Source organism: Pseudomonas tehranensis, from assembly GCF_014268615.1.
Classification (GTDB): domain Bacteria; phylum Pseudomonadota; class Gammaproteobacteria; order Pseudomonadales; family Pseudomonadaceae; genus Aquipseudomonas; species Aquipseudomonas tehranensis.
On sequence record NZ_JABWQV010000086.1, the window covers coordinates 1 to 18681 of the forward strand.

Below are 18681 nucleotides of genomic sequence, written 5' to 3' on the forward strand. Positions count from 1 at the left end.
ATTTGCCGTCAACCCTTAATTTCGTTTTTCTACCCAGCCAGACACACCTCGCTGAAATCCGCCTTATATATAGACGGAATCGCTGCGATTGCGCAGTATATTGCGCAACCCAGCCTTCCCCCGCCTTTATCTTGGACGACGCTTAGTAATGACTCTCCCACATCGCAGCCTGGCAACCACCCTTTACCCGGTCGCCCTTCTATTGATTGCCATGGCATCCATCCAGTCGGGAGCTTCACTTGCCAAAAGCATGTTCCCGATTGTGGGCGCACAAGGCACCACGACGCTGCGACTCATCTTTGCCAGCCTAATCATGCTGCTGTTGCTGCGGCCATGGCGCGCCAAACTCTCAGCACAATCCCTGCGCACCGTGATCGTCTACGGGATGGCGTTGGGCGGCATGAACTTTCTTTTCTATATGTCGCTGCAAACGGTTCCGCTGGGAATTGCCGTGGCACTGGAATTCACCGGCCCTCTGGCGGTTGCCATTTACGCTTCGCGTCGGGCCATCGATTTTCTCTGGATTGCCCTGGCGATCACCGGCCTGCTTCTATTGATACCCACTGGAGCCACCAGCAGCGGTATTGACTTGGTCGGCGCTGGTTATGCCCTGGGTGCCGGATTCTGCTGGGCGCTGTACATCCTGTTTGGCCAGAAGGCTGGCGCGGACAACGGCGTGCAAACCGCCGCACTGGGGGTAATGATCGCGGCCCTCTTCGTCGCGCCTATCGGTATCGTCCACGCAGGGGCCGCATTACTGACGCCGAGCCTGATTCCGATCGCCATTGGCGTCGCCATTCTGTCCACTGCCCTGCCCTACACGCTGGAGATGATCTCCCTCACACGAATGCCAGCCCGTACTTTCGGCACACTCATGAGCATAGAACCTGCCTTCGGTGCGCTGTCAGGACTGGTGTTCCTCCAGGAGTACTTATCCCTGGCTCAGTGGGCCGCCATTGGCTGCATCATCCTGGCGTCAGTCGGCGCAACGCTGACGATGGGTAGCGCCGCGAAGCCCGCCATCGCGGTTGATTGAGGCAGGATTTAACGAAGCTCTGGTATTTACCGCACATTTAGGCCATGTTTAGCCCGTAACCTAATGTCAGACATGGAATTTTCATACAGGACGTCACGAACGCTTAAAACAAAAGCGAACACAATCGCACGCAGACATAAGATCCGCGGCGGTGATAAGGACGGGAATGAAACGAATTTTGATATTGATCGTTGTGCTTGCAGTTGCGGGCTGCGCAGCGACCACCAGAACTGAAGTCAAACGCGGTAAAAAGGGTTTGCACATCAACTGCTCCGGCCTGTCCTCGTCCTGGGAACAATGCGCCGCCAGCGCCGCCCATTCATGCGCCCCCAAAGGTTACAGGGTGATCGCAAAGTCGGGCGATGCCGTCGAGGAGCCGGGGGATTATCCTTTCGGACTCAACCCCGCCGGCTATACCAGTCGCAGCATGATCGTCATCTGTAAATAGGCAGCGGGTCAGGCGGGCCGCTGCTGGGCTATTCGACGACTGATCTCATCATGACTGGACTTGAGAACATCGCGTTGGACCTCTGGCGTGGCCAGCATGCGGGCGACAACCAACGCACCCACGCATTGCGACAGAATCGCCCAAGCCAAGCTTTCGCTTTCCAATATCCGCGCCCAGCTTTCATGCAAACGACAGATCCATGTTTGCGCCGCCTCTCTCACCTGCACATCGGACCGCGCGATCTCAGCGCCCAACACCGGCAGCGCACACCCCGCCTCCGGCTGTTCGACGTGGCTCATGCTCAGGTACTGCTTGAGACATCGCTCCAGTTTCCGTGAGTCCAGAACCTTCTCACCACTCAAGCGCTCCAGGCTTTGAGCCAACTCTCGCTCGACGATCGTTTTGAAAAGCTCATCCTTGGATGAGAAGTGACTGTAGAACGCCCCACCGCTCAAGCCGATCGCCTTCATCAGGCCATCGACACCGACGGTGGAAAACCCCGATTTCTTGGCGGACATGGCACTGCTGGCGAGCAGTTTCTCTCGGGTCTCCAATTTGTGATTGGCTGAATAACGCATGTATCTGGCCTCTGATTGCCCACCTTGACGCTCGTCGGATCTTAGCATAACGTCCGTTTAGCTAACGATCGTTTACCAATGAGGCTAATCATGAATAAGAAGAAGGTCGTACTGGTTGTTGGCGCAGGCGATGCAACCGGAGGCGCAATAGCCAAACGTTTTGCGCAGGAAGGTTTCGTGGCCTGTGTTACCCGCCGCAGCGCTGACAAACTCGCGCCATTGGTCGATTCAATTCGGGCTCAGGGCGGTGATGCTCATGGTTTTGCCTGTGACGCGCGCAAGGAAGACGAGGTGATCGCGCTGATCGAGCAAATCGAAAGCCAGATCGGTCCGATTGAAGCCTTTGTATTCAACATCGGCGCCAACGTGCCCTGCAGCATCCTTGAAGAGACCGCGCGCAAATATTTCAAGATTTGGGAGATGGCCTGTTTTTCCGGTTTTCTCAATGCCCGGGAAGTAGCCAAACGCATGGCCTCGCGCCAGCGTGGAACGATTCTGTTCACCGGGGCCACGGCGGGACTGCGTGGGGCTTCAGGGTTCGCCGCCTTTGCAGGGGCCAAACATGGCATCCGCGCATTGGCTCAAAGCATGGCCCGTGAACTGGGCCCGATGAATATTCATGTGGCCCATGTGGTGGTGGACGGCGCCATCGACACCGACTTCATCCGCGATAACTTTCCGGAAAAATATGCAACCAAGGATGCGGACGGCATTCTCAATCCCGAACACATCGCCGACAACTATTGGTATCTGCACGCCCAACCCCGCGACGCCTGGACCTTCGAGCTGGACCTGCGTCCCTGGAGCGAACGCTGGTAAACCGCCCCCTCATAACAACAAGAGAGCAGATACCATGAGCAAATCCGTGGAGTTTTTCTTCGATCTCGGCAGTCCGACCACCTACCTGGCCTATACCCAACTACCGACGCTGTGCGCGCAAACCAACAGCCAGTTGATCTACCGTCCGATGCTGCTTGGCGGCGTCTTCAAGGCGACCGGCAATGCGTCACCGGTTACCGTGCCGGCCAAGGGGCCTTATCTATTCAAGGATTTGAATCGCTTCGCCAACCGCTACGGCGTTGACTTCAAGCTCAATCCGCACTTCCCGATCAATACGCTGTTACTGATGCGCGCCGTGACCGGCATGCAACTGCATCATCCCGAACGATTCGAGGCCTTCATCGATTGCCTGTTTCGCGCCCTGTGGGTGGACGGCCGCAATCTCAACGACCCGGCAACAGTCGCGCAGGTTTTGAACCAAGGCAATTTTGATCCCGATCGTGTGCTGGCCCTGACGAGCAACGAGCAGGTCAAGGAAGCACTCAAGATCACCACCGAAGAAGCGATTAAACGGGGCGTGTTCGGCGCCCCGAGCATGTTCGTCGGCGACGAGCTGTTCTTCGGCCAGGACCGACTGGACTTCGTCCGTGAAGCCCTGGGCTGATGCCTTAAGTCAGATCGCCAGCGTCCGCGTGTTCAGCCATTGCAGCGCGTCGCCCTCCAGCAACGGACTCAATCGACGCTGAACCTCGGCGTGGTAGGCGTTGAACCAGTCTTTTTCGTCCTGGGTCAGCAAGGACGGCTCCAAGCAGCGCGTGTCGATCGGGCACAGGGTCAGGGTTTCGAACTCGAGGAACTCGCCGAACTCGCTGCTCCCCGCCTCGCGGTTCAACACCAGGTTCTCGATGCGTACCCCCCAACGGCCCGGGCGATAAGTACCCGGTTCGATAGAGGTGATCATGCCCGCCTGCATCGCCGTTTGCGGCGCGGCGGCGGCCTGATAGGCAATCACCTGCGGGCCTTCATGAACGTTGAGAAAGTAACCGACGCCGTGGCCGGTGCCATGACCGTAATCCACCTGCTCGGCCCAGATCGGCGCGCGGGCGATGGCGTCCAGCAACGGCGACAGAATGCCCCGTGGGAATTTGGCGCGAGACAAGGCAATCACGCCCTTGAGCACGCGAGTGCAATCACGCTTCTGCTCCACGGTAGGCGTTCCGACCGGCACCATACGGGTGATGTCGGTGGTACCCCCGAGGTATTGGCCGCCAGAATCGATCAGCAGCAAGCCATCGCCCTCGATGACCGCGTGGGCTTGCTCCGTGGCGTGGTAATGGGGCATCGCGCCGTTGGCGTTGAACGCGGCGATGGTATTGAAGCTCAGGGAAACAAACTCCGGCCGACGAGTGCGAGCCGCGGTCAGGTGCTCATCGATGGTCAGCTCGGTGATGCGCTCGCGACCCCAGGCGCTTTCCAGCCAGGCAAAGAACTCGCAGAGCGCCGCGCCGTCCTGCTCCATGGCCCGACGAATGTGCTCGGCGTCGGCCAGGCTTTTGCGGGACTTGGCCAGCGTCGTGGGATTGAGTCCCTCGACCAGCTTCACGCCACTGTCCAGGTTATCCAGCAAACCGACCGTGACGCGCGCCGGATCGATTTGCAGGCTCGCGCCATTGGGCACTTCCCGCAATGCGGCAGCGGCCTCACTGTAATCACGCAAGGTCACGCCGTCCTGTTCAAGAACGGCACGCAGTGGTGCATCGACCTTATCCAGGGCCACGAACAGCGTTGCCTGTTGCTGGCTGATCAAGGCAAAGGAAACGAATACGGGGTTGAACGACACATCCGCGCCGCGCAGGTTGAACAGCCAGGCGATGTCATCCAGCGTGGCGATGAAATGCCAGTCGGCGCTGCGCTCCTTGAGGGTTTCGCGCAGCTTGGCGAGTTTCTCGACCCGGCTGACGGTCGCCTGCGGCGGCAGATGGGCATAAACCGGTTGGTTCGGCAGGCTTGGGCGGTCGCTCCAGACCTCCTTGAGCAGATCCATGTCGGTGCACAACCGCGCCCCGCGGGCCTCAAGCTTGTCGCTCAGGGTCCGGGCCGACGCCACAGCCATGACCGCGCCATCAACCGCCACCGTTGCGCCTTCAGGCGTCTGTTCGGCCAGCCAATCCAGCGGGCCAGCCTGACCGGGAATGAGTTTGACCAGTTCAATACCGCTACCTTCAAGCTCCTTGGTGGCCTGCTCCCAATAACGGCTGTCCGCCCAGACGCCCGCGAAGTCCGCCGTGACGATCAGTGTCCCAACCGAGCCATGAAACCCCGACAGCCATTGCCGTCCTTGCCAATAGCCCGGCAGATATTCCGACAGATGCGGGTCGGCCGATGGCACCAGCAATGCGTGAATGCCTTCGCGATTCATCAATTGCCGGATTCGGGCCAGGCGCTGGGGAACCAGTCCATGGGTCAAAGGCTCGGTACTCATCATTTCTCCTGATCGTAAATAGTGTTGTTCGCTTGCACCAAGGGCTCTGGATATCAACCACAGCGACTGATCAGCGAGCTTAACAGGCATCCGCCCCAAGCTCAGCCCTCAGCCGATGCTTTCGAGCAGCAACGGATACAACGAGGCGACCAACAACAGCGCCATCCCCCAGTTGAACAGGCGCAGCCAGCGACGATCACGCAAAAGATTGCGCAACAGGCTGCCGCACACCACCCACAGGCTTACGCTCGGCAGGTTGATCAAGGCAAACACCGCGGCGATAACCACCACATTGAAGAAATAACCTTGAAGCGGCGTGTAGGTGCTGATGGCGCCGATGGCCATGATCCAGGCCTTGGGATTGACCCACTGAAACGCCGCCGCCCCCCAATAGCTGATGGGCGTGCTGTCCCCTGGCCGGTTTTCAGAGACCGGCCCGGAGTGGGCGATTTTCCACGCCAGGTACAACAGGTAGGTCGCACCTACGTAGCGCAGTACGGTGTAGAGCAGAGGGTAGGTCTGGAACACCGCGCCCAGACCAAGACCCACCGCCAGCACCAAGGAAAAAAAGCCGCAGGTGATGCCCAGCATGTGAGGAATCGTGCGGTTGAAACCGAAGTTGACGCCCGAGGCCAGCAACATGGTGTTGTTGGGTCCGGGGGTGATCGAAGTCACCAGGGCAAACAGGGCGAAGCCCAGCAACAGGTCTAGCGAAAGAGTCATGGCAGGCGTATCCATTGGGACGGTCAGTCAAGTCATGACCCTACCCCACGTCCTGAGCCAAACCCATGGACAGTTAGGCAAAACTTCGAGCGGTACAGTCTCTCAGCTCGGCCGCCCCGGCAGCTTGATGGCTCGCTCGGCGCTCATTTGCCCCTGGTCGTCGAAACCCACGTTTTTCTGCGAAGGACCGAGCAACTCGGCTTTTTTCGCGTGATATTCCTCGAACGACAGCCCCCGGCGATTCAAGGCTTCAAGGGCCAGTTCACGGGTTTCTTCGGCGGTGTAGGGGCGCAACTCCGGCGACGAAGAGGCGCAGCCGCTCAACACAGTGGCCGTTAACAGCAGCAAAACAGCAAAAGTCCGATTCATGGCAAGTATCCAATGTTCTGAAGTGGGGCGATGAACAAAGGCTACCCGCCGGCTCTGCGCGGCAGAAATCACCCCTTTTGATAGTGGGTATCGCTGACGCGGATCGTCCGTTGCACTTAACCGACCAACCGGCAATGCAGCGCGTTGTCGGCACTGCGTTCGATGTTGCGCAACACCTGGAACGAGCCGAATGTCACGGCCTTAGCCCTATGGGCCTGGATCAGCCGCCAGAAATCCTGCTCACCGCGCTCGAAACTCTGAAACGCCGCTTCGCCCGCCTCGCGGTTTTGCCAATGCAAATAGTTGAGAACCCGTCGTCCGTCCTCGCTGACCTGGATACTGGCACTCAGAAATCCCGTATGCCCCTGGGCCAGGCGCTCGGTCTGTTCTGACAGGGCCGTCACCAGCGCCTGTTGCCATTGAGGTTCGATGTCGAACTCCATCAACTGGGTAAAACTCTGATTGTTCCTTGGTGATTGCATGGAAGGTCCTCGCTGTACGTAGGGCGGATCTTGCGGTCCGATGGCGTGCAGGGTAAAACCTCTAGTTAACTCAAGGTCAAGCAAAGAATGCAGGCGATGACACAGATAAACGCCCACAAAGAACTCACCGTCGGCCAAGTGGCCGCCCGCAGCGGCGTGGCCGTGACTGCCCTGCACTTCTATGAATCCAAGGGACTGATCAAAAGTAATCGCAACCAGGGCAACCAACGCCGCTATCCACGAGAAGTGTTGCGGCGCGTGGCGCTGATCAAGGTCGCCCAAGGCCTGGGCATTCCGTTGGCCGAAATCGGCAACGCCTTGAAAACCTTGCCGGACGACCGTGCCCCAACGGCGAACGACTGGAAGATCCTCTCAGCCCAGTGGAGCCGCGAGCTGGATCAGCGCATCAACCACTTGATGGCGCTGCGCGATCGACTCAACGGCTGCATCGGTTGCGGTTGCCTGTCGATGGAAGGTTGCCCGCTGCGCAATCAGGGCGATGTGTTGGGCAAGCGCGGGCCGGGAGCGCATCTGCTGGCCCCGCCGTGAAACGCTCGTCGGGTCATGCGCCGCATCCAAGTCACTGTCCTATAGTGGATGGGCGCAAATCGGCCAAGGCCTCTGCGCCTCCCCATCACAAAAAGGAGAATCGTCATGGGTGTCAAAGCCATTCCTGAAGGTTTCCACAGCATCACGCCCTACCTGGGCATCCAAAAAGCCGCCGAAGCCATCGAGTTCTACAAAAAAGCCTTCAATGCCACCGAGGTCATGCGCCTGGACATGCCGAACGGGGACGTCGGTCATGCCGAGCTGCGGATTGGCGATTGCCCGATCATGCTCGGCACGCCTTGTGATCAAGGGCCGTTGCGTAACCCCGAGCAATCGGTGCCGGTAGGACTGCATCTCTATGTCGAAGATGTGGACAATGCGTTCGCCCAAGCGATTGCCGCTGGTGGCACGGTGATTTCCGAGGTCAAGGATCAATTCTATGGTGATCGCAGCGGCACCTTGAAAGACCCCTTTGGGCATGTGTGGTTTCTGGCTACGCACAAGGAGGATCTGACTCAGGAACAGATTGAACAGCGGGCCAGGGAGATGTTTCAACAGCAGGGCTGACGGCTCACCTGCTCTTGTGGCCAGGGGATCTACCCCCCTGGCCAGAGTTTTTTGCGTGTTTCGCCTATTCGGCTGGCTTCAGAATGGGTGGAAATAGCTGCGATCAGTAAACGCGAAACATTTTCTTTCATCTTTCGCTTCGGGATTTCCGTTGCTCGTTCGTCTTAATTAGATGCAGCAGGCCGCGTCGGCAAAAGCCACGGCCGGTTTTTTCAGGGTTCAAGGGATTACGAAGCCCGTAATACCGAGCCTTTCATCGAATCAAGACGTTCAAACCATGTCGAAGAAATCCCGCTCCAAACTCTGGTTCCTGGTTCATAGCTGGCTGGCACTGCCCATCTGGTTTTTCGTCCTCATCGTTTGCGTCACCGGCACGCTGGCGGTGGTCAGCCAGGAAATCGTCTGGCTGGTCAATCCTGAGATGCGCGCCAGCAAACCCTCGGACGACGCAGCGCTGCTCAGCTACGACCAAGTCGTCGCCGCCATCAAGCAAGCCCAGCCGCAAACCCAGGTGCAGAGCATCGTTCGCCCGGATGAGTCGCATTTTGCCCTGGAGGTCGGCGTGACCTACCCCGACGGGCGCCCCGACAAGATCTACGTCAACCCATACAGCGGCATCATCCAGGGCTCGGCGCCGACGTTCAATTTCAAAGGCTTTACCCGTGCCTTGCATGGCTGGTGGCTGGTGCCGTTCACCAATGGTTACAGCTGGGGATGGTACCTGGTGTCACTCCTCGGCCTGCCGCTGCTGGCATCCCTGGTGACCGGGCTGGTGGTCTACAAGCGTTTCTGGAAGGGGTTTTTCCGTCCGACCCTGCGGATCCGCCACGGCGCACGCATTTTCTGGGGCGATTTCCACAGGCTCAGCGGCATCTGGTCGATCTGGTTCATCGCGGTCATTTCCATTACCGGCACCTGGTTCCTGATCGAGGCGTTGCTGTCGGACAACCAGATTTCCATTTCCAGCGCACCGGTCATTCCGGTGGTATCACGTGAAAGTGTCCCGCTGTCAGCCGACGGTACCGCGCCACCACAACTGAACCTGGACCGCGCGATTGAAATCGCCCGCCAGCAAATCCCTGGCCTGGAAACGAGTTTTGTCAGCCTCCCCGGCAACGCTTATAGCCATTTGGAAATCGGTGGACGCGGTTGGTATCCGTTGATGTTCCAGACCGCCACCATCAATCCCTATAACGGTGAGATCGCCGCTTCGCGATTGTTGTCGGACCGCACGGCGCTGGAGTTCGTCACCGAATCCATGCGTCCGTTGCACACCGGGGACTTCGGCGGCATCTGGATCAAGCTTATCTGGTTCTTCTTCGGTCTGGTCCTGAGCATGATGGTGCTCAGCGGACTGCTGATCTGGACCAAGCGCACCGCCTTGGCCACCGCAAACGCCTTCAAGCGCAACCAAAAACCCTCACGGGAGGCGCGGACTTCGTCGCTCTTGCAGCCGTCCATTCATCGTGAATCACCGGAGGGCAACCTGTGAGCTCATCCACCACCGCCACGCCCCCGTCACGCCTGAGTCTGTTCTGGCACAAATGGCGATTCCACATCAACGTGCTGTTGTTGCTGATTCCTCTGGGTTTCATGCCCAAGTATTTTTCCGAGGCCGCGTTGTTCCGCGGCGATGCCGGGCTGGGTGAACGGGAAGTCGGCGAAGTCCAGGTCGGACCGTGGAGCCTGCGCCTGGCCGAATTTCGCGACGAAGCCCCTCGCCTCAACGGCCCGGTCGGGCACATGAAGCATTTCAACGCCGCGCTGTGCCAAAGCTGCATCAGCCAGGTCAAGGCCACTTATCTACGCATCGGCAAACCTCGCAGCCTGCGGGCCGCCGGGGTGATTTTCTTCGGCTCGCCCTATCGCATGGGCGCCTTGTTGCCGGTGCCGCAAAAGACTCGGCCTGACGCCGAACTGTGGATCACCCTAGAAGGCTGGGACGGTTCGATGCACCAGGCCTCCATTCCCCTGAGCCAGGCCTCCCCGGCCACTGTTGCCTGGCTGAAGTCTCAAGGAAACCGACCATGACCCTGCGCACTTACCTCAACGGCCTGGCGCTGCTGCTCTGCGCAGGTGCCAGCAGCAACGCCCTGGCCCATAACCCGATGTGTGAATGCAAGGCCATCGACGCTGAGCAGATCCAGTGCACCGGGGGTTTTTCCGACGGCAGTGGCGCGCCCGGCGTGACCCTGGATGTGATCGGCTACGACGAAACCATCCTGGTGCCGGGCAAGCTTGGCGCCGATTCCACGCTGACGTTCAAGAAGCCCAACGCCGAGTTCTACGTACTCTTCGACGCCGGCCCCGGCCACGTGGTGGAAATCGACCAAGCCGATATCGAGGCCCCATGAGCAATCCCACCACCCAAGTGATCCGCCCCGCCGGCGCCGGCCATGAAACCCTGTATGTGTTGCTGCTGTGCCTGATCATCATTCTGGTGGCCGGGTCGGTAGTGGCCTGGCACGGTGAAACCCAGGACGTCAGCGATGTGCCTGCCCATCAAGTTGACGCCCGCCGCGATCTCAGCGCTGCCGAGCAAGGCATCTATGCCGACCTGCGGGTGACCCTGGATGAGATCCGTCTGCTACGCGAAGACCAACAGTCCCTGCCCACCCCGCAAATCCTGGCCGAAGAGGGCTTTGCCCCGTTCGCTCAGGACGCCAGCTCCGTCAGCCGAGGCGGACATGTCTGGCGGCAGGTTGAGAACCGGGCCTACTTCGGCGCCAGTGCAAATCCATCCGTCGCCGGTTCATTTCTGATGCGCATCGGCGAAGCACCCGACGCCGCCCCGGACATCTGGCTCAATCGCGGCAACAGCGTCGCCGTCTCCAGCGATCTGGACGATAGCGCTTTGTCCGCCGCCGGCTGGAAACAGATCGTCGCGCAGTTCGACGCCGGCGTAACCCGCCAGCACCGGCACTGACCCCACGCCCTCATTCGAGAGAAGACCGTTTGCCCATGTCTATTGCATTTCAACGCCGCCCTTTGCTGGGCCTGCTGCTGATCGGCCTGCTCGCCTGTCTGTTCACCCCACTGGCCAGCGCCGAAGCGGCCAAGCGCCTGCGTATCGGCATCACCCTGCATCCTTATTACAGCTACGTGGCCAACATCGTCGGCGACAAGGCCGAAGTGGTGCCGCTGATCCCGGCCGGCTTCAACCCGCATGCCTATGAGCCTCGTGCCGAGGACATCAAGCGCATCAGTGGTCTCGATGTGATCGTGCTCAACGGCGTGGGCCATGACGACTTCGCCGACCGGATGATCGCCGCCAGCGAAACCCCGAACGTGAAGGTGATCGAAGCCAACGAAAATGTACCGTTGCTCGCCGCCACCGGTATCGCCGCCCGGGGCGCCGGCAAGGTCGTGAACCCGCATACCTTCCTGTCCATCAGCGCCTCCATTGCCCAGGTCAATAACATCGCCCGGGAACTGGGCAAGCTTGATCCGGACAACGCCCGCGCCTACACCCAGAACGCCCGCGCCTATGGCAAGCGCCTGCGGCAAATGCGGGCCGCGGCCCTGGCAAAGCTGACCCAGGCCCCCAATGCCGAGTTGCGGGTCGCCACGGTCCACGCCGCCTACGATTACCTGCTGCGCGAGTTCGGCCTGGAGGTCACCGCCGTGGTCGAGCCGGCCCATGGCATCGAGCCAAGCCCGAGCCAGCTGAAAAAAACCATCGACCAACTGCGTGAGCTGGACGTGAAAGTGATCTTCTCGGAGATGGACTTTCCGTCCACCTACGTCGACACCATCCAGCGGGAGTCGGGGGTAAAACTGTACCCGCTCTCGCACATTTCCTACGGCGACTACAGCGCTGAGAAGTACGAAAAGGAAATGACCGGCAACCTCGACACCGTGGTCCGGGCCATTCAGGAGTCCGGCGCATGACTGTCCAGGAAACGCTCACCTTGCAACACGTCGGTCCCTTGATCGAGTTCGGCGATGTCAGCCTGAACCTGGGCCGCACCATAATTCTCGACGCTGTAGCCTTCCAGGTGCAGCCCGGTAGCATTCATGCGCTGGTGGGCCCGAACGGTGGGGGCAAAAGTTCGCTGATCAAGACCTTGCTGGGGCAGATGCCCCACCAGGGACGTTTGAGCCTGCAATGGCCGGGTGAGCCCGGTGTCATCGGTTATGTGCCCCAGGCCCTGGAATTCGACCGCGGCCTGCCTATGACCGTGGATGATTTCATGGCAGCGATGTGCCAACGCCGGCCGGCCTTTCTCGGCCTGAGCAAGCACTACGTCGGCGCCATCGGCCAGGCCCTGGAACGGGTCGGCATGCAGGACAAGCGCAAGCGGCGCATGGGCGCACTGTCCGGCGGTGAACGCCAGCGGGTGTTGCTGGCCCAGGGGCTGATTCCTGCACCGCAACTGCTGGTGCTGGATGAACCGATGTCTGCGCTGGACGAGGCCGGTATCCAGGTGTTTGAACAACTGCTGCGAGACTGGCGCCAGGCCGGCATTACGGTGCTGTGGATCGAACACGACCTGGAAGCCGTCGGGCGCCTGGCTGACCGCGTCACCGGGCTGAACCGCCGCGTGCTGTTCGATGGCCCGCCGCGCCAGACCCTGACGCCGGAGCGTCTGCTGACGCTGTTCTCCACTCACCCACGCACAAACGGGAGCGCCGCCTGATGAGTTACGAAGCCTTTCGTTTGATGGTCCAGGGTTGGGCCTCGTCCGGTTATCTGCCCGAGGCGCTGGCCTACGGTTTTGTGGTCAATGCGTTGCTCGCCGGGCTGTTGATCGGTCCAGTCCTGGGGGGCCTCGGCACCCTGGTGGTGGTCAAGCGCTTTGCGTTTTTCTCCGAAGCGGTGGGCCACGCGGCGCTGACCGGGGTGGCGGTGGGCATCCTGCTCGGCGAACCCTACACCGGGCCTTACGGCAGCCTGTTCGGCTATTGCCTGCTGTTCGGCATCCTGCTCAATTACCTGCGCAACCGCACCGGCCTGGCACCGGACACGCTGATCGGCGTGTTCCTCTCGGTGTCCCTGGCCCTGGGCGCCAGCCTGCTGCTGATCCTGGCGGGCAAGATCAACGTACACATCCTGGAGAACGTGCTGTTCGGCTCGGTACTGACGGTCAATGGCAATGACCTGCTGGTGCTGGCGGTGGTTGGCTCACTGGTGATGGCGCTGGCGTTGCCGCTGTACAACCGCATCATGCTCGCCAGTTTCAACCCGCAACTGGCAGCGGTGCGCGGGGTGGCGGTCAAGACCCTGGATTACCTGTTCGTGGTGTTGGTCACGCTGATCACCGTGGCGGCGGTAAAAGTCATCGGAGCGATTCTGGTGGGAGCCTTGCTGGTGATTCCGGCAGCGGCGGCGCGCCTGCTAAGCCAGTCGTTGAAGGGTTTTTTCTGGTGCTCCGTCCTGATCGCAACCGTCAGCACCCTGTGCGGGATTCTCGCGCCGATTGTCTTCGACCTGCCGATCCCATCCGGAGCCGCGATCATTCTGGTGGCCGGCATCGCATTCGCCCTGGCCGCCATTGCCCGGGGTGTTGTCCCCAGCCTCAAAGGGAATCTTGGATAAATGGTTTTTTCATTGCGACAACTGGCATTGGCCGTGGCCCTGTGCGGTCTGGTAAGCAGCCCTTCTTTCGCCGCCGAAGGCACTCCGGTGCGCCTGCTGGCTTCGTTGCCGGTCACCTATGGGCTGGGCGAGGCGTTGCTCAAGGGCACCGATGTCAGCCTGGAGCGCGCCGCACCGGCCAATCTTCCCGGTACGCGCCAGAATGCCTACTTCAGCGGCCGTGGCGCGCCAGCCCTGAGTAAACTGGCCCGCGATGCCGACGCCGTGATCGGCCTGCGCTCGTTGTGGCCGGATGATCCGCTGTACCCCATGGCCCGACGCAGCAACATCCGCATCGTCGAAGTCGATGCCGCCCGCCCGGTGGACGGCGCCCTGCCGGGCATTGCCGTGCAATCGGGATCGGCCGATGGCCTGGCGAGCCAACCGTGGATGGCCAGCCATAACCTGGGACGGATGGCCGATGTCATCGCCGCCGACCTGGTGCGTCTGGCTCCGACGGCCAAACCGAAGATCGACGCCAACCTGGCGGCGCTCAAGCAACGCCTGCTCAAGCTCAGTGCCGACAGTGAAAAGCGTCTGGCCAGTGCCGACAACCTGAGCGTGGTCAGCCTGAGCGAGCATTTCGGCTACTTGATCAGTGGCTTGAATCTGGACGGGATCAACACCGATGCCCGGCCTGACGCCGACTGGACACCTGAAGCCCTCAAACAGTTGACCGCGATGCTGAAAGACAACGATGTGGCCTTGGTGCTGCATCATCGCCAACCGTCAGAGGCGCTGAACACCGCCATTACCGAGGGGGGCAGCCAATTGCTGGTGCTCAGCACCGACGCCGACGACCCCGTGGCGGAGCTGGAGAGCAATGTGGGACTGGTGGTCGCGGCGCTGGCGGGTAGTTAATCGTAGGAATGCGGTTAACTGTGGGACCGGGCTTGCTCGCGAAGGCGGCGGCACATTCAACATCACTGCAAGCTGATCCACCACTATCGCGAGCAGGCTCGCTCCCACAAGGGATTTGCAGCGGACCCAGAATTCAAATCCATCACAGATTTGTGGGAGCCGAGCTTGCTCGCGATTGCGGTGGATCAGCTGTATAAATGTTGAATGTCTGACCGCTTTCGCGAGCAAGCCCGCTCCCACAGGTTTTATGTCAGCTCAGGACATCCCCGGGTACCCGTACAAAGCCTTCCATCAAGACCCGCGCGCTGCGGCTCATGATTGCCTTTTTCACGGTCCATTCGCCATTGACCTGGCTGGCCTCGGCGCCGACGCGCAAGGTGCCGGAGGGATGGCCGAAGCGCACAGCGTTGCGGTCGATGCCGCCGGCCGCCAGGTTCACCAACGTGCCACTGATCGCCGCCGCCGTGCCGATGGCGACCGCCGCGGTGCCCATCATCGCGTGGTGCAGTTTGCCCATGGACAGTGCTCGCACCAGCAAATCGACGTCTTGCGCCGTCACCGCCTTGCCGCTGGACGAGATGTAGTCCGCCGGCGGTGCGACAAACGCCACTTTGGGTGTGTGCTGGCGCTGGGCGGCTTCGTCCAGGTGCTGAATCAGGCCCATGCGCAAGGCGCCGTGGGCGCGGATGGTTTCGAACATCGCCAGGGCCTTGGGATCGCCATTGATGGCGTTCTGCAGTTCAGTGCCGGTGTAACCGACGTCCCGGGCATTGATGAAGATCGTCGGGATGCCGGCGTTGATCAGGGTCGCCTTGAAGGTACCAACACCAGGCACCTCAAGGTCGTCCACCAGGTTGCCGGTGGGGAACATCGAGCCACCACCGCCCTCTTCCTCGGCCGCCGGGTCCATGAATTCCAGTTGCACTTCAGCCGCGGGAAAGGTCACGCCGTCGAGCTCGAAGTCACCGGTTTCCTGCACCGCACCGTTGGTGATCGGCACATGGGCGATGATGGTCTTGCCGATGTTGGCCTGCCAGATCCGCACTACCGCCACGCCGTTTTGCGGGATACGGCCGGCTTCCACCAGACCGCTGCTGATGGCAAACGAACCGACCGCCGCCGACAGGTTGCCGCAATTGCCGCTCCAGTCCACGAACGGCTTGTCGATGGACACCTGACCGAACAGGTAATCGACGTCGTGGTCCGCCCGAGTGCTCTTGGACAGGATCACGGTTTTGCTGGTGCTGGACGTCGCACCGCCCATGCCGTCGATCTGCTTCTCGTACGGATCGGGACTGCCGATCACCCGCAGCAACAGCGCATCCCGGGCCGGGCCGGGAACGCGGGCCGCTTGCGGCAGGTCTTGCAGACTGAAAAACACGCCTTTGCTGGTGCCGCCACGCATATAAGTGGCCGGGATTCTGATTTGCGGTGCGTGAGCCATGATGCTCCTTAAGCGGACACCCGTTGGTGTGCGCAGCAGTGATTTTTAAACGGCAACCGCCGATTCGAGGAAATCCTGGGCGAAGCGTTGCAATACGCCGCCGGCTTCGTAGATCGACACTTCCTCAGCGGTATCGAGACGGCAGGTCACCGGGACCTCAACGCGCTCGCCGTTCTTGCGAGTGATGACCAGGGTCAGCGTCGCACGCGGGGTGCGCTCGCCGACCACGTCATAGACCTCGCTGCCGTCGATGCCCAGGGTCTTGCGATCTGTGCCCGGCTGGAACTCCAGCGGCAACACCCCCATCCCCACCAGATTGGTGCGGTGGATACGTTCGAAACCTTCCGCGGCAATCGCCTCGACACCGGCCAGACGCACGCCCTTGGCCGCCCAGTCCCGGGACGAACCCTGGCCATAGTCGGCACCGGCGATGATGATCAGCGGCTGCTTGCGCTCCATGTAGGTTTCGATGGCTTCCCACATGCGCATGACCTTGCCTTCCGGCTCGACCCGGGCCAGGGAGCCCTGCTTGACCTTGCCGTTTTCCTGGACCATCTCATTGAACAGTTTCGGGTTGGCGAAGGTCGCGCGCTGGGCGGTCAGGTGGTCGCCACGGTGGGTTGCGTAGGAGTTGAAGTCCTCCTCCGGCAGGCCCATTTTCGCCAGGTATTCGCCGGCGGCGCTGTCGAGCATGATGGCGTTGGACGGCGACAGGTGATCGGTGGTGATGTTGTCCGGCAGCACCGCCAGCGGGCGCATGCCCTTGAGCGGCCGCGCACCGGCCAATGCCCCTTCCCAGTACGGTGGGCGACGGATGTAGGTGCTCTGTGGACGCCAGTCATACAGCGGCGTGACTTTCGGCCCGGTGTCTTCCTGGATGGCGAACATCGGGATGTACACCTGGCGGAACTGCTCCGGCTTCACCGAGGCCTTGACCACCGCATCGATTTCTTCGTCGCTCGGCCAGATGTCCTTGAGGCGAATCTCGTGACCGTCCACCACGCCCAGCACATCCTTCTCGATGTCGAAGCGGATGGTCCCGGCGATGGCATACGCGACCACCAGCGGCGGCGACGCGAGAAACGCCTGTTTGGCGTACGGATGGATGCGCCCATCGAAGTTGCGGTTGCCCGACAGCACGGCGGTGGCGTACAGGTCGCGGTCGATGATTTCCTGTTGGATCACCGGGTCCAGTGCACCGGACATGCCGTTGCAGGTGGTACAGGCGAACGCCACCACGCCGAAACCCAGCTTCTCAAGTTCGGAGGTCAGGCCGGCTTCATCCAGGTACAGCGCCACGGTTTTCGAACCGGGCGCCAGGGACGACTTGACCCACGGCTTGCGGGCCAGGCCCAGGCGATTGGCGTTGCGTGCCAGCAGGCCGGCAGCGATCACGTTGCGCGGGTTGCTGGTGTTGGTGCAACTGGTGATGGCAGCGATGATCACGGCGCCGTCGGGCATTTGCCCGGGCACATCGTCCCACTGACCGGAGATACCTTTGGCGGCCAGATCCGAAACCGCGACGCGGGCGTGGGGGTTGCTGGGACCCGCCATGTTGCGCACCACCGACGACAGATCGAACGTCAGGCCACGCTCGTATTGCGCGCCCTTGAGCGTGTCGGCCCACAGGCCAGTCTGTTTGGCGTAGGTCTCGACCAGTTGCACCTGCGCGTCGCGGCCAGTGAGTTTCAGGTAATCGATGGTCTGTTGGTCGATGTAGAACATCGCCGCCGTAGCGCCGTATTCCGGGGCCATGTTGGAAATGGTCGCACGGTCGCCCAGGGTCAGCGCTTGGGCGCCCTCACCGAAAAACTCCAGCCAGGCACCGACGACTTTTTGCTTGCGCAAAAATTCGGTCAGTGCCAGCACCATGTCGGTGGCGGTGATGCCCGGTTGCAGCTTGCCGGTCAGCTCAACGCCAATGATTTCCGGCAGGCGCATCCACGAGGCGCGACCGAGCATGACGCTTTCGGCTTCCAGGCCGCCGACGCCGATGGCGATCACGCCCAAGGCATCGACGTGAGGGGTGTGGCTGTCAGTGCCCACGCAGGTATCGGGGAACGCCACGCCGTCACGCTGCTGAATCACCGGCGACATTTTTTCCAGGTTGATCTGGTGCATGATCCCGTTACCCGGCGGAATCACGTCGACGTTCTTGAAGGCTTTCTTGGTCCAGTTGATGAAGTGAAAGCGGTCTTCGTTACGCCGGTCTTCGATGGCGCGGTTCTTGGCGAACGCCTGAGGGTCGGACCCGCCGCTTTCCACCGCCAGGGAGTGGTCGACGATCAGTTGGGTCGGCACCACCGGATTGACCTGCGCCGGGTCGCCACCCTGCAGGGCAATGGCGTCGCGCAAACCGGCCAGGTCCACCAGGGCGGTCTGGCCGAGGATGTCATGGCACACCACCCGGGCCGGAAACCACGGGAAATCCAGATCGCGCTTGCGCTCGATCAGTTGCGTCAGCGATTCGCCCAGCGTGGCCGGGTCGCAGCGACGCACTAGGTTTTCCGCCAGTACGCGGGAGGTGTATGGCAGGCCATCGTAAGCGCCCGGCCGGATGGCATCCACGGCCTCACGAACGTCGAAATAATCCAGCGAAGTGCCGGGCAGCGGTTTGCGAAATTCTGTGTTCATCGTCAGCACTCGGGTCACGGTGGTTTCAGAAGGGGCTGGCGCAGCTATTGAAGTGAACCTATTCCCCTGTGGGAGCGAGCCTGCTCGCGATGACTGAGTCACAGCCGACATCGATGTCGTCTGGCCCACCGCTATCGCGAGCAGGCTCGC

21 protein-coding genes are annotated in these 18681 nt (G+C 61.0%); 14 read left to right on the plus strand and 7 right to left on the minus strand.

The window, feature by feature from the left end; all coding sequences use genetic code 11:
* The first annotated feature begins 148 nt into the window (after window positions 1-148).
* Together rhtA and HU811_RS14455 are read left to right on the plus strand one after the other, a co-directional pair.
* On the plus strand, window positions 149-1036 hold the full coding sequence (gene rhtA, locus HU811_RS14450) for a threonine/homoserine exporter RhtA (protein WP_092399853.1): 888 nt from the start codon (window positions 149-151) through the stop codon (window positions 1034-1036).
* A 166-nt stretch (window positions 1037-1202) separates the two neighbouring features.
* The gene (locus tag HU811_RS14455) at window positions 1203-1484 is read left to right on the plus strand and encodes a hypothetical protein (RefSeq protein WP_186656584.1); all 282 of its coding nucleotides are present in this window, start codon (window positions 1203-1205) and stop codon (window positions 1482-1484) included.
* 8 nt (window positions 1485-1492) lie between these two features.
* Here the strand turns inward: HU811_RS14455 and HU811_RS14460 are convergent, their stop codons facing one another.
* Window positions 1493-2062 (minus strand): TetR/AcrR family transcriptional regulator, encoded by a 570-nt coding sequence (locus HU811_RS14460; protein ID WP_186656610.1) that lies wholly within the window; start codon window positions 2060-2062, stop codon window positions 1493-1495.
* Between the two features lie 90 nt (window positions 2063-2152).
* On the opposite strand from HU811_RS14460, the gene HU811_RS14465 reads away from it, so the two are divergent.
* Both HU811_RS14465 and HU811_RS14470 read left to right on the plus strand, forming a co-directional pair.
* On the plus strand, window positions 2153-2881 hold the full coding sequence (locus tag HU811_RS14465) for an SDR family oxidoreductase (protein ID WP_186656586.1): 729 nt from the start codon (window positions 2153-2155) through the stop codon (window positions 2879-2881).
* A 34-nt stretch (window positions 2882-2915) separates the two neighbouring features.
* Window positions 2916-3506, plus strand: a complete 591-nt coding sequence (locus HU811_RS14470; RefSeq protein WP_186656588.1) for a 2-hydroxychromene-2-carboxylate isomerase — start codon at window positions 2916-2918, stop codon at window positions 3504-3506.
* A gap of 9 nt (window positions 3507-3515) precedes the next feature.
* Here the strand turns inward: HU811_RS14470 and HU811_RS14475 are convergent, their stop codons facing one another.
* The 4 genes from HU811_RS14475 to HU811_RS14490 all read right to left on the minus strand — a co-directional run bounded on the left by HU811_RS14475 (window position 3516) and on the right by HU811_RS14490 (window position 6898).
* On the minus strand, window positions 3516-5324 hold the full coding sequence (locus HU811_RS14475) for an aminopeptidase P family protein (protein WP_186656589.1): 1809 nt from the start codon (window positions 5322-5324) through the stop codon (window positions 3516-3518).
* A gap of 108 nt (window positions 5325-5432) precedes the next feature.
* A complete protein-coding gene (locus HU811_RS14480) occupies window positions 5433-6047 on the minus strand; it encodes a LysE family translocator (protein ID WP_047228293.1) in 615 nt (204 codons plus the stop codon).
* Between the two features lie 102 nt (window positions 6048-6149).
* On the minus strand, window positions 6150-6416 hold the full coding sequence (locus tag HU811_RS14485) for a hypothetical protein (protein WP_092399865.1): 267 nt from the start codon (window positions 6414-6416) through the stop codon (window positions 6150-6152).
* 116 nt (window positions 6417-6532) lie between these two features.
* On the minus strand, window positions 6533-6898 hold the full coding sequence (locus tag HU811_RS14490; protein WP_186656590.1) for an antibiotic biosynthesis monooxygenase: 366 nt from the start codon (window positions 6896-6898) through the stop codon (window positions 6533-6535).
* A gap of 96 nt (window positions 6899-6994) precedes the next feature.
* Between HU811_RS14490 and soxR the strand changes: the two genes are divergently transcribed.
* The 10 genes from soxR to HU811_RS14540 all read left to right on the plus strand — a co-directional run bounded on the left by soxR (window position 6995) and on the right by HU811_RS14540 (window position 14453).
* A complete protein-coding gene (gene soxR, locus HU811_RS14495) occupies window positions 6995-7447 on the plus strand; it encodes a redox-sensitive transcriptional activator SoxR (RefSeq protein WP_186656591.1) in 453 nt (150 codons plus the stop codon).
* Window positions 7448-7552: 105 nt separating this feature from the next.
* Window positions 7553-8014 (plus strand): VOC family protein, encoded by a 462-nt coding sequence (locus HU811_RS14500; RefSeq protein WP_186656592.1) that lies wholly within the window; start codon window positions 7553-7555, stop codon window positions 8012-8014.
* A gap of 277 nt (window positions 8015-8291) precedes the next feature.
* Window positions 8292-9506, plus strand: a complete 1215-nt coding sequence (locus HU811_RS14505) for a PepSY-associated TM helix domain-containing protein (protein WP_186656594.1) — start codon at window positions 8292-8294, stop codon at window positions 9504-9506.
* Complete coding sequence (locus tag HU811_RS14510) at window positions 9503-10045, plus strand: PA2404 family protein (RefSeq protein ID WP_186656597.1); 543 nt, start codon at window positions 9503-9505, stop codon at window positions 10043-10045. The genes HU811_RS14505 and HU811_RS14510 overlap by 4 nt, the downstream gene beginning before the upstream one ends.
* Complete coding sequence (locus tag HU811_RS14515; protein ID WP_092399877.1) at window positions 10042-10368, plus strand: hypothetical protein; 327 nt, start codon at window positions 10042-10044, stop codon at window positions 10366-10368. Before HU811_RS14510 ends, HU811_RS14515 begins: the two co-directional genes overlap by 4 nt.
* Window positions 10365-10940: a DUF6162 family protein gene (locus tag HU811_RS14520; protein ID WP_186656600.1), complete on the plus strand. Its 576-nt coding sequence runs from the start codon at window positions 10365-10367 to the stop codon at window positions 10938-10940. Before HU811_RS14515 ends, HU811_RS14520 begins: the two co-directional genes overlap by 4 nt.
* Before the next feature lie 35 nt (window positions 10941-10975).
* Window positions 10976-11905, plus strand: coding sequence for a metal ABC transporter substrate-binding protein (locus tag HU811_RS14525; RefSeq protein ID WP_092399881.1), 930 nt, complete (start codon window positions 10976-10978; stop codon window positions 11903-11905).
* The gene (locus HU811_RS14530) at window positions 11902-12654 is read left to right on the plus strand and encodes a metal ABC transporter ATP-binding protein (protein ID WP_092458856.1); all 753 of its coding nucleotides are present in this window, start codon (window positions 11902-11904) and stop codon (window positions 12652-12654) included. The genes HU811_RS14525 and HU811_RS14530 overlap by 4 nt, the downstream gene beginning before the upstream one ends.
* Window positions 12654-13553, plus strand: coding sequence for a metal ABC transporter permease (locus tag HU811_RS14535; RefSeq protein WP_047228283.1), 900 nt, complete (start codon window positions 12654-12656; stop codon window positions 13551-13553). The genes HU811_RS14530 and HU811_RS14535 overlap by 1 nt, the downstream gene beginning before the upstream one ends.
* Entirely contained in the window at window positions 13554-14453 is a 900-nt protein-coding gene (locus tag HU811_RS14540) for a metal ABC transporter solute-binding protein, Zn/Mn family (protein ID WP_186656603.1), read from the plus strand.
* A gap of 250 nt (window positions 14454-14703) precedes the next feature.
* On the opposite strand, the gene prpF is transcribed toward HU811_RS14540, so the two are convergent.
* Together prpF and acnD are read right to left on the minus strand one after the other, a co-directional pair.
* Entirely contained in the window at window positions 14704-15897 is a 1194-nt protein-coding gene (gene prpF / locus HU811_RS14545) for a 2-methylaconitate cis-trans isomerase PrpF (RefSeq protein WP_186656605.1), read from the minus strand.
* Between the two features lie 45 nt (window positions 15898-15942).
* Window positions 15943-18531, minus strand: a complete 2589-nt coding sequence (acnD, locus tag HU811_RS14550; RefSeq protein ID WP_186656607.1) for a Fe/S-dependent 2-methylisocitrate dehydratase AcnD — start codon at window positions 18529-18531, stop codon at window positions 15943-15945.
* Between the last annotated feature and the right edge of the window lie 150 nt (window positions 18532-18681).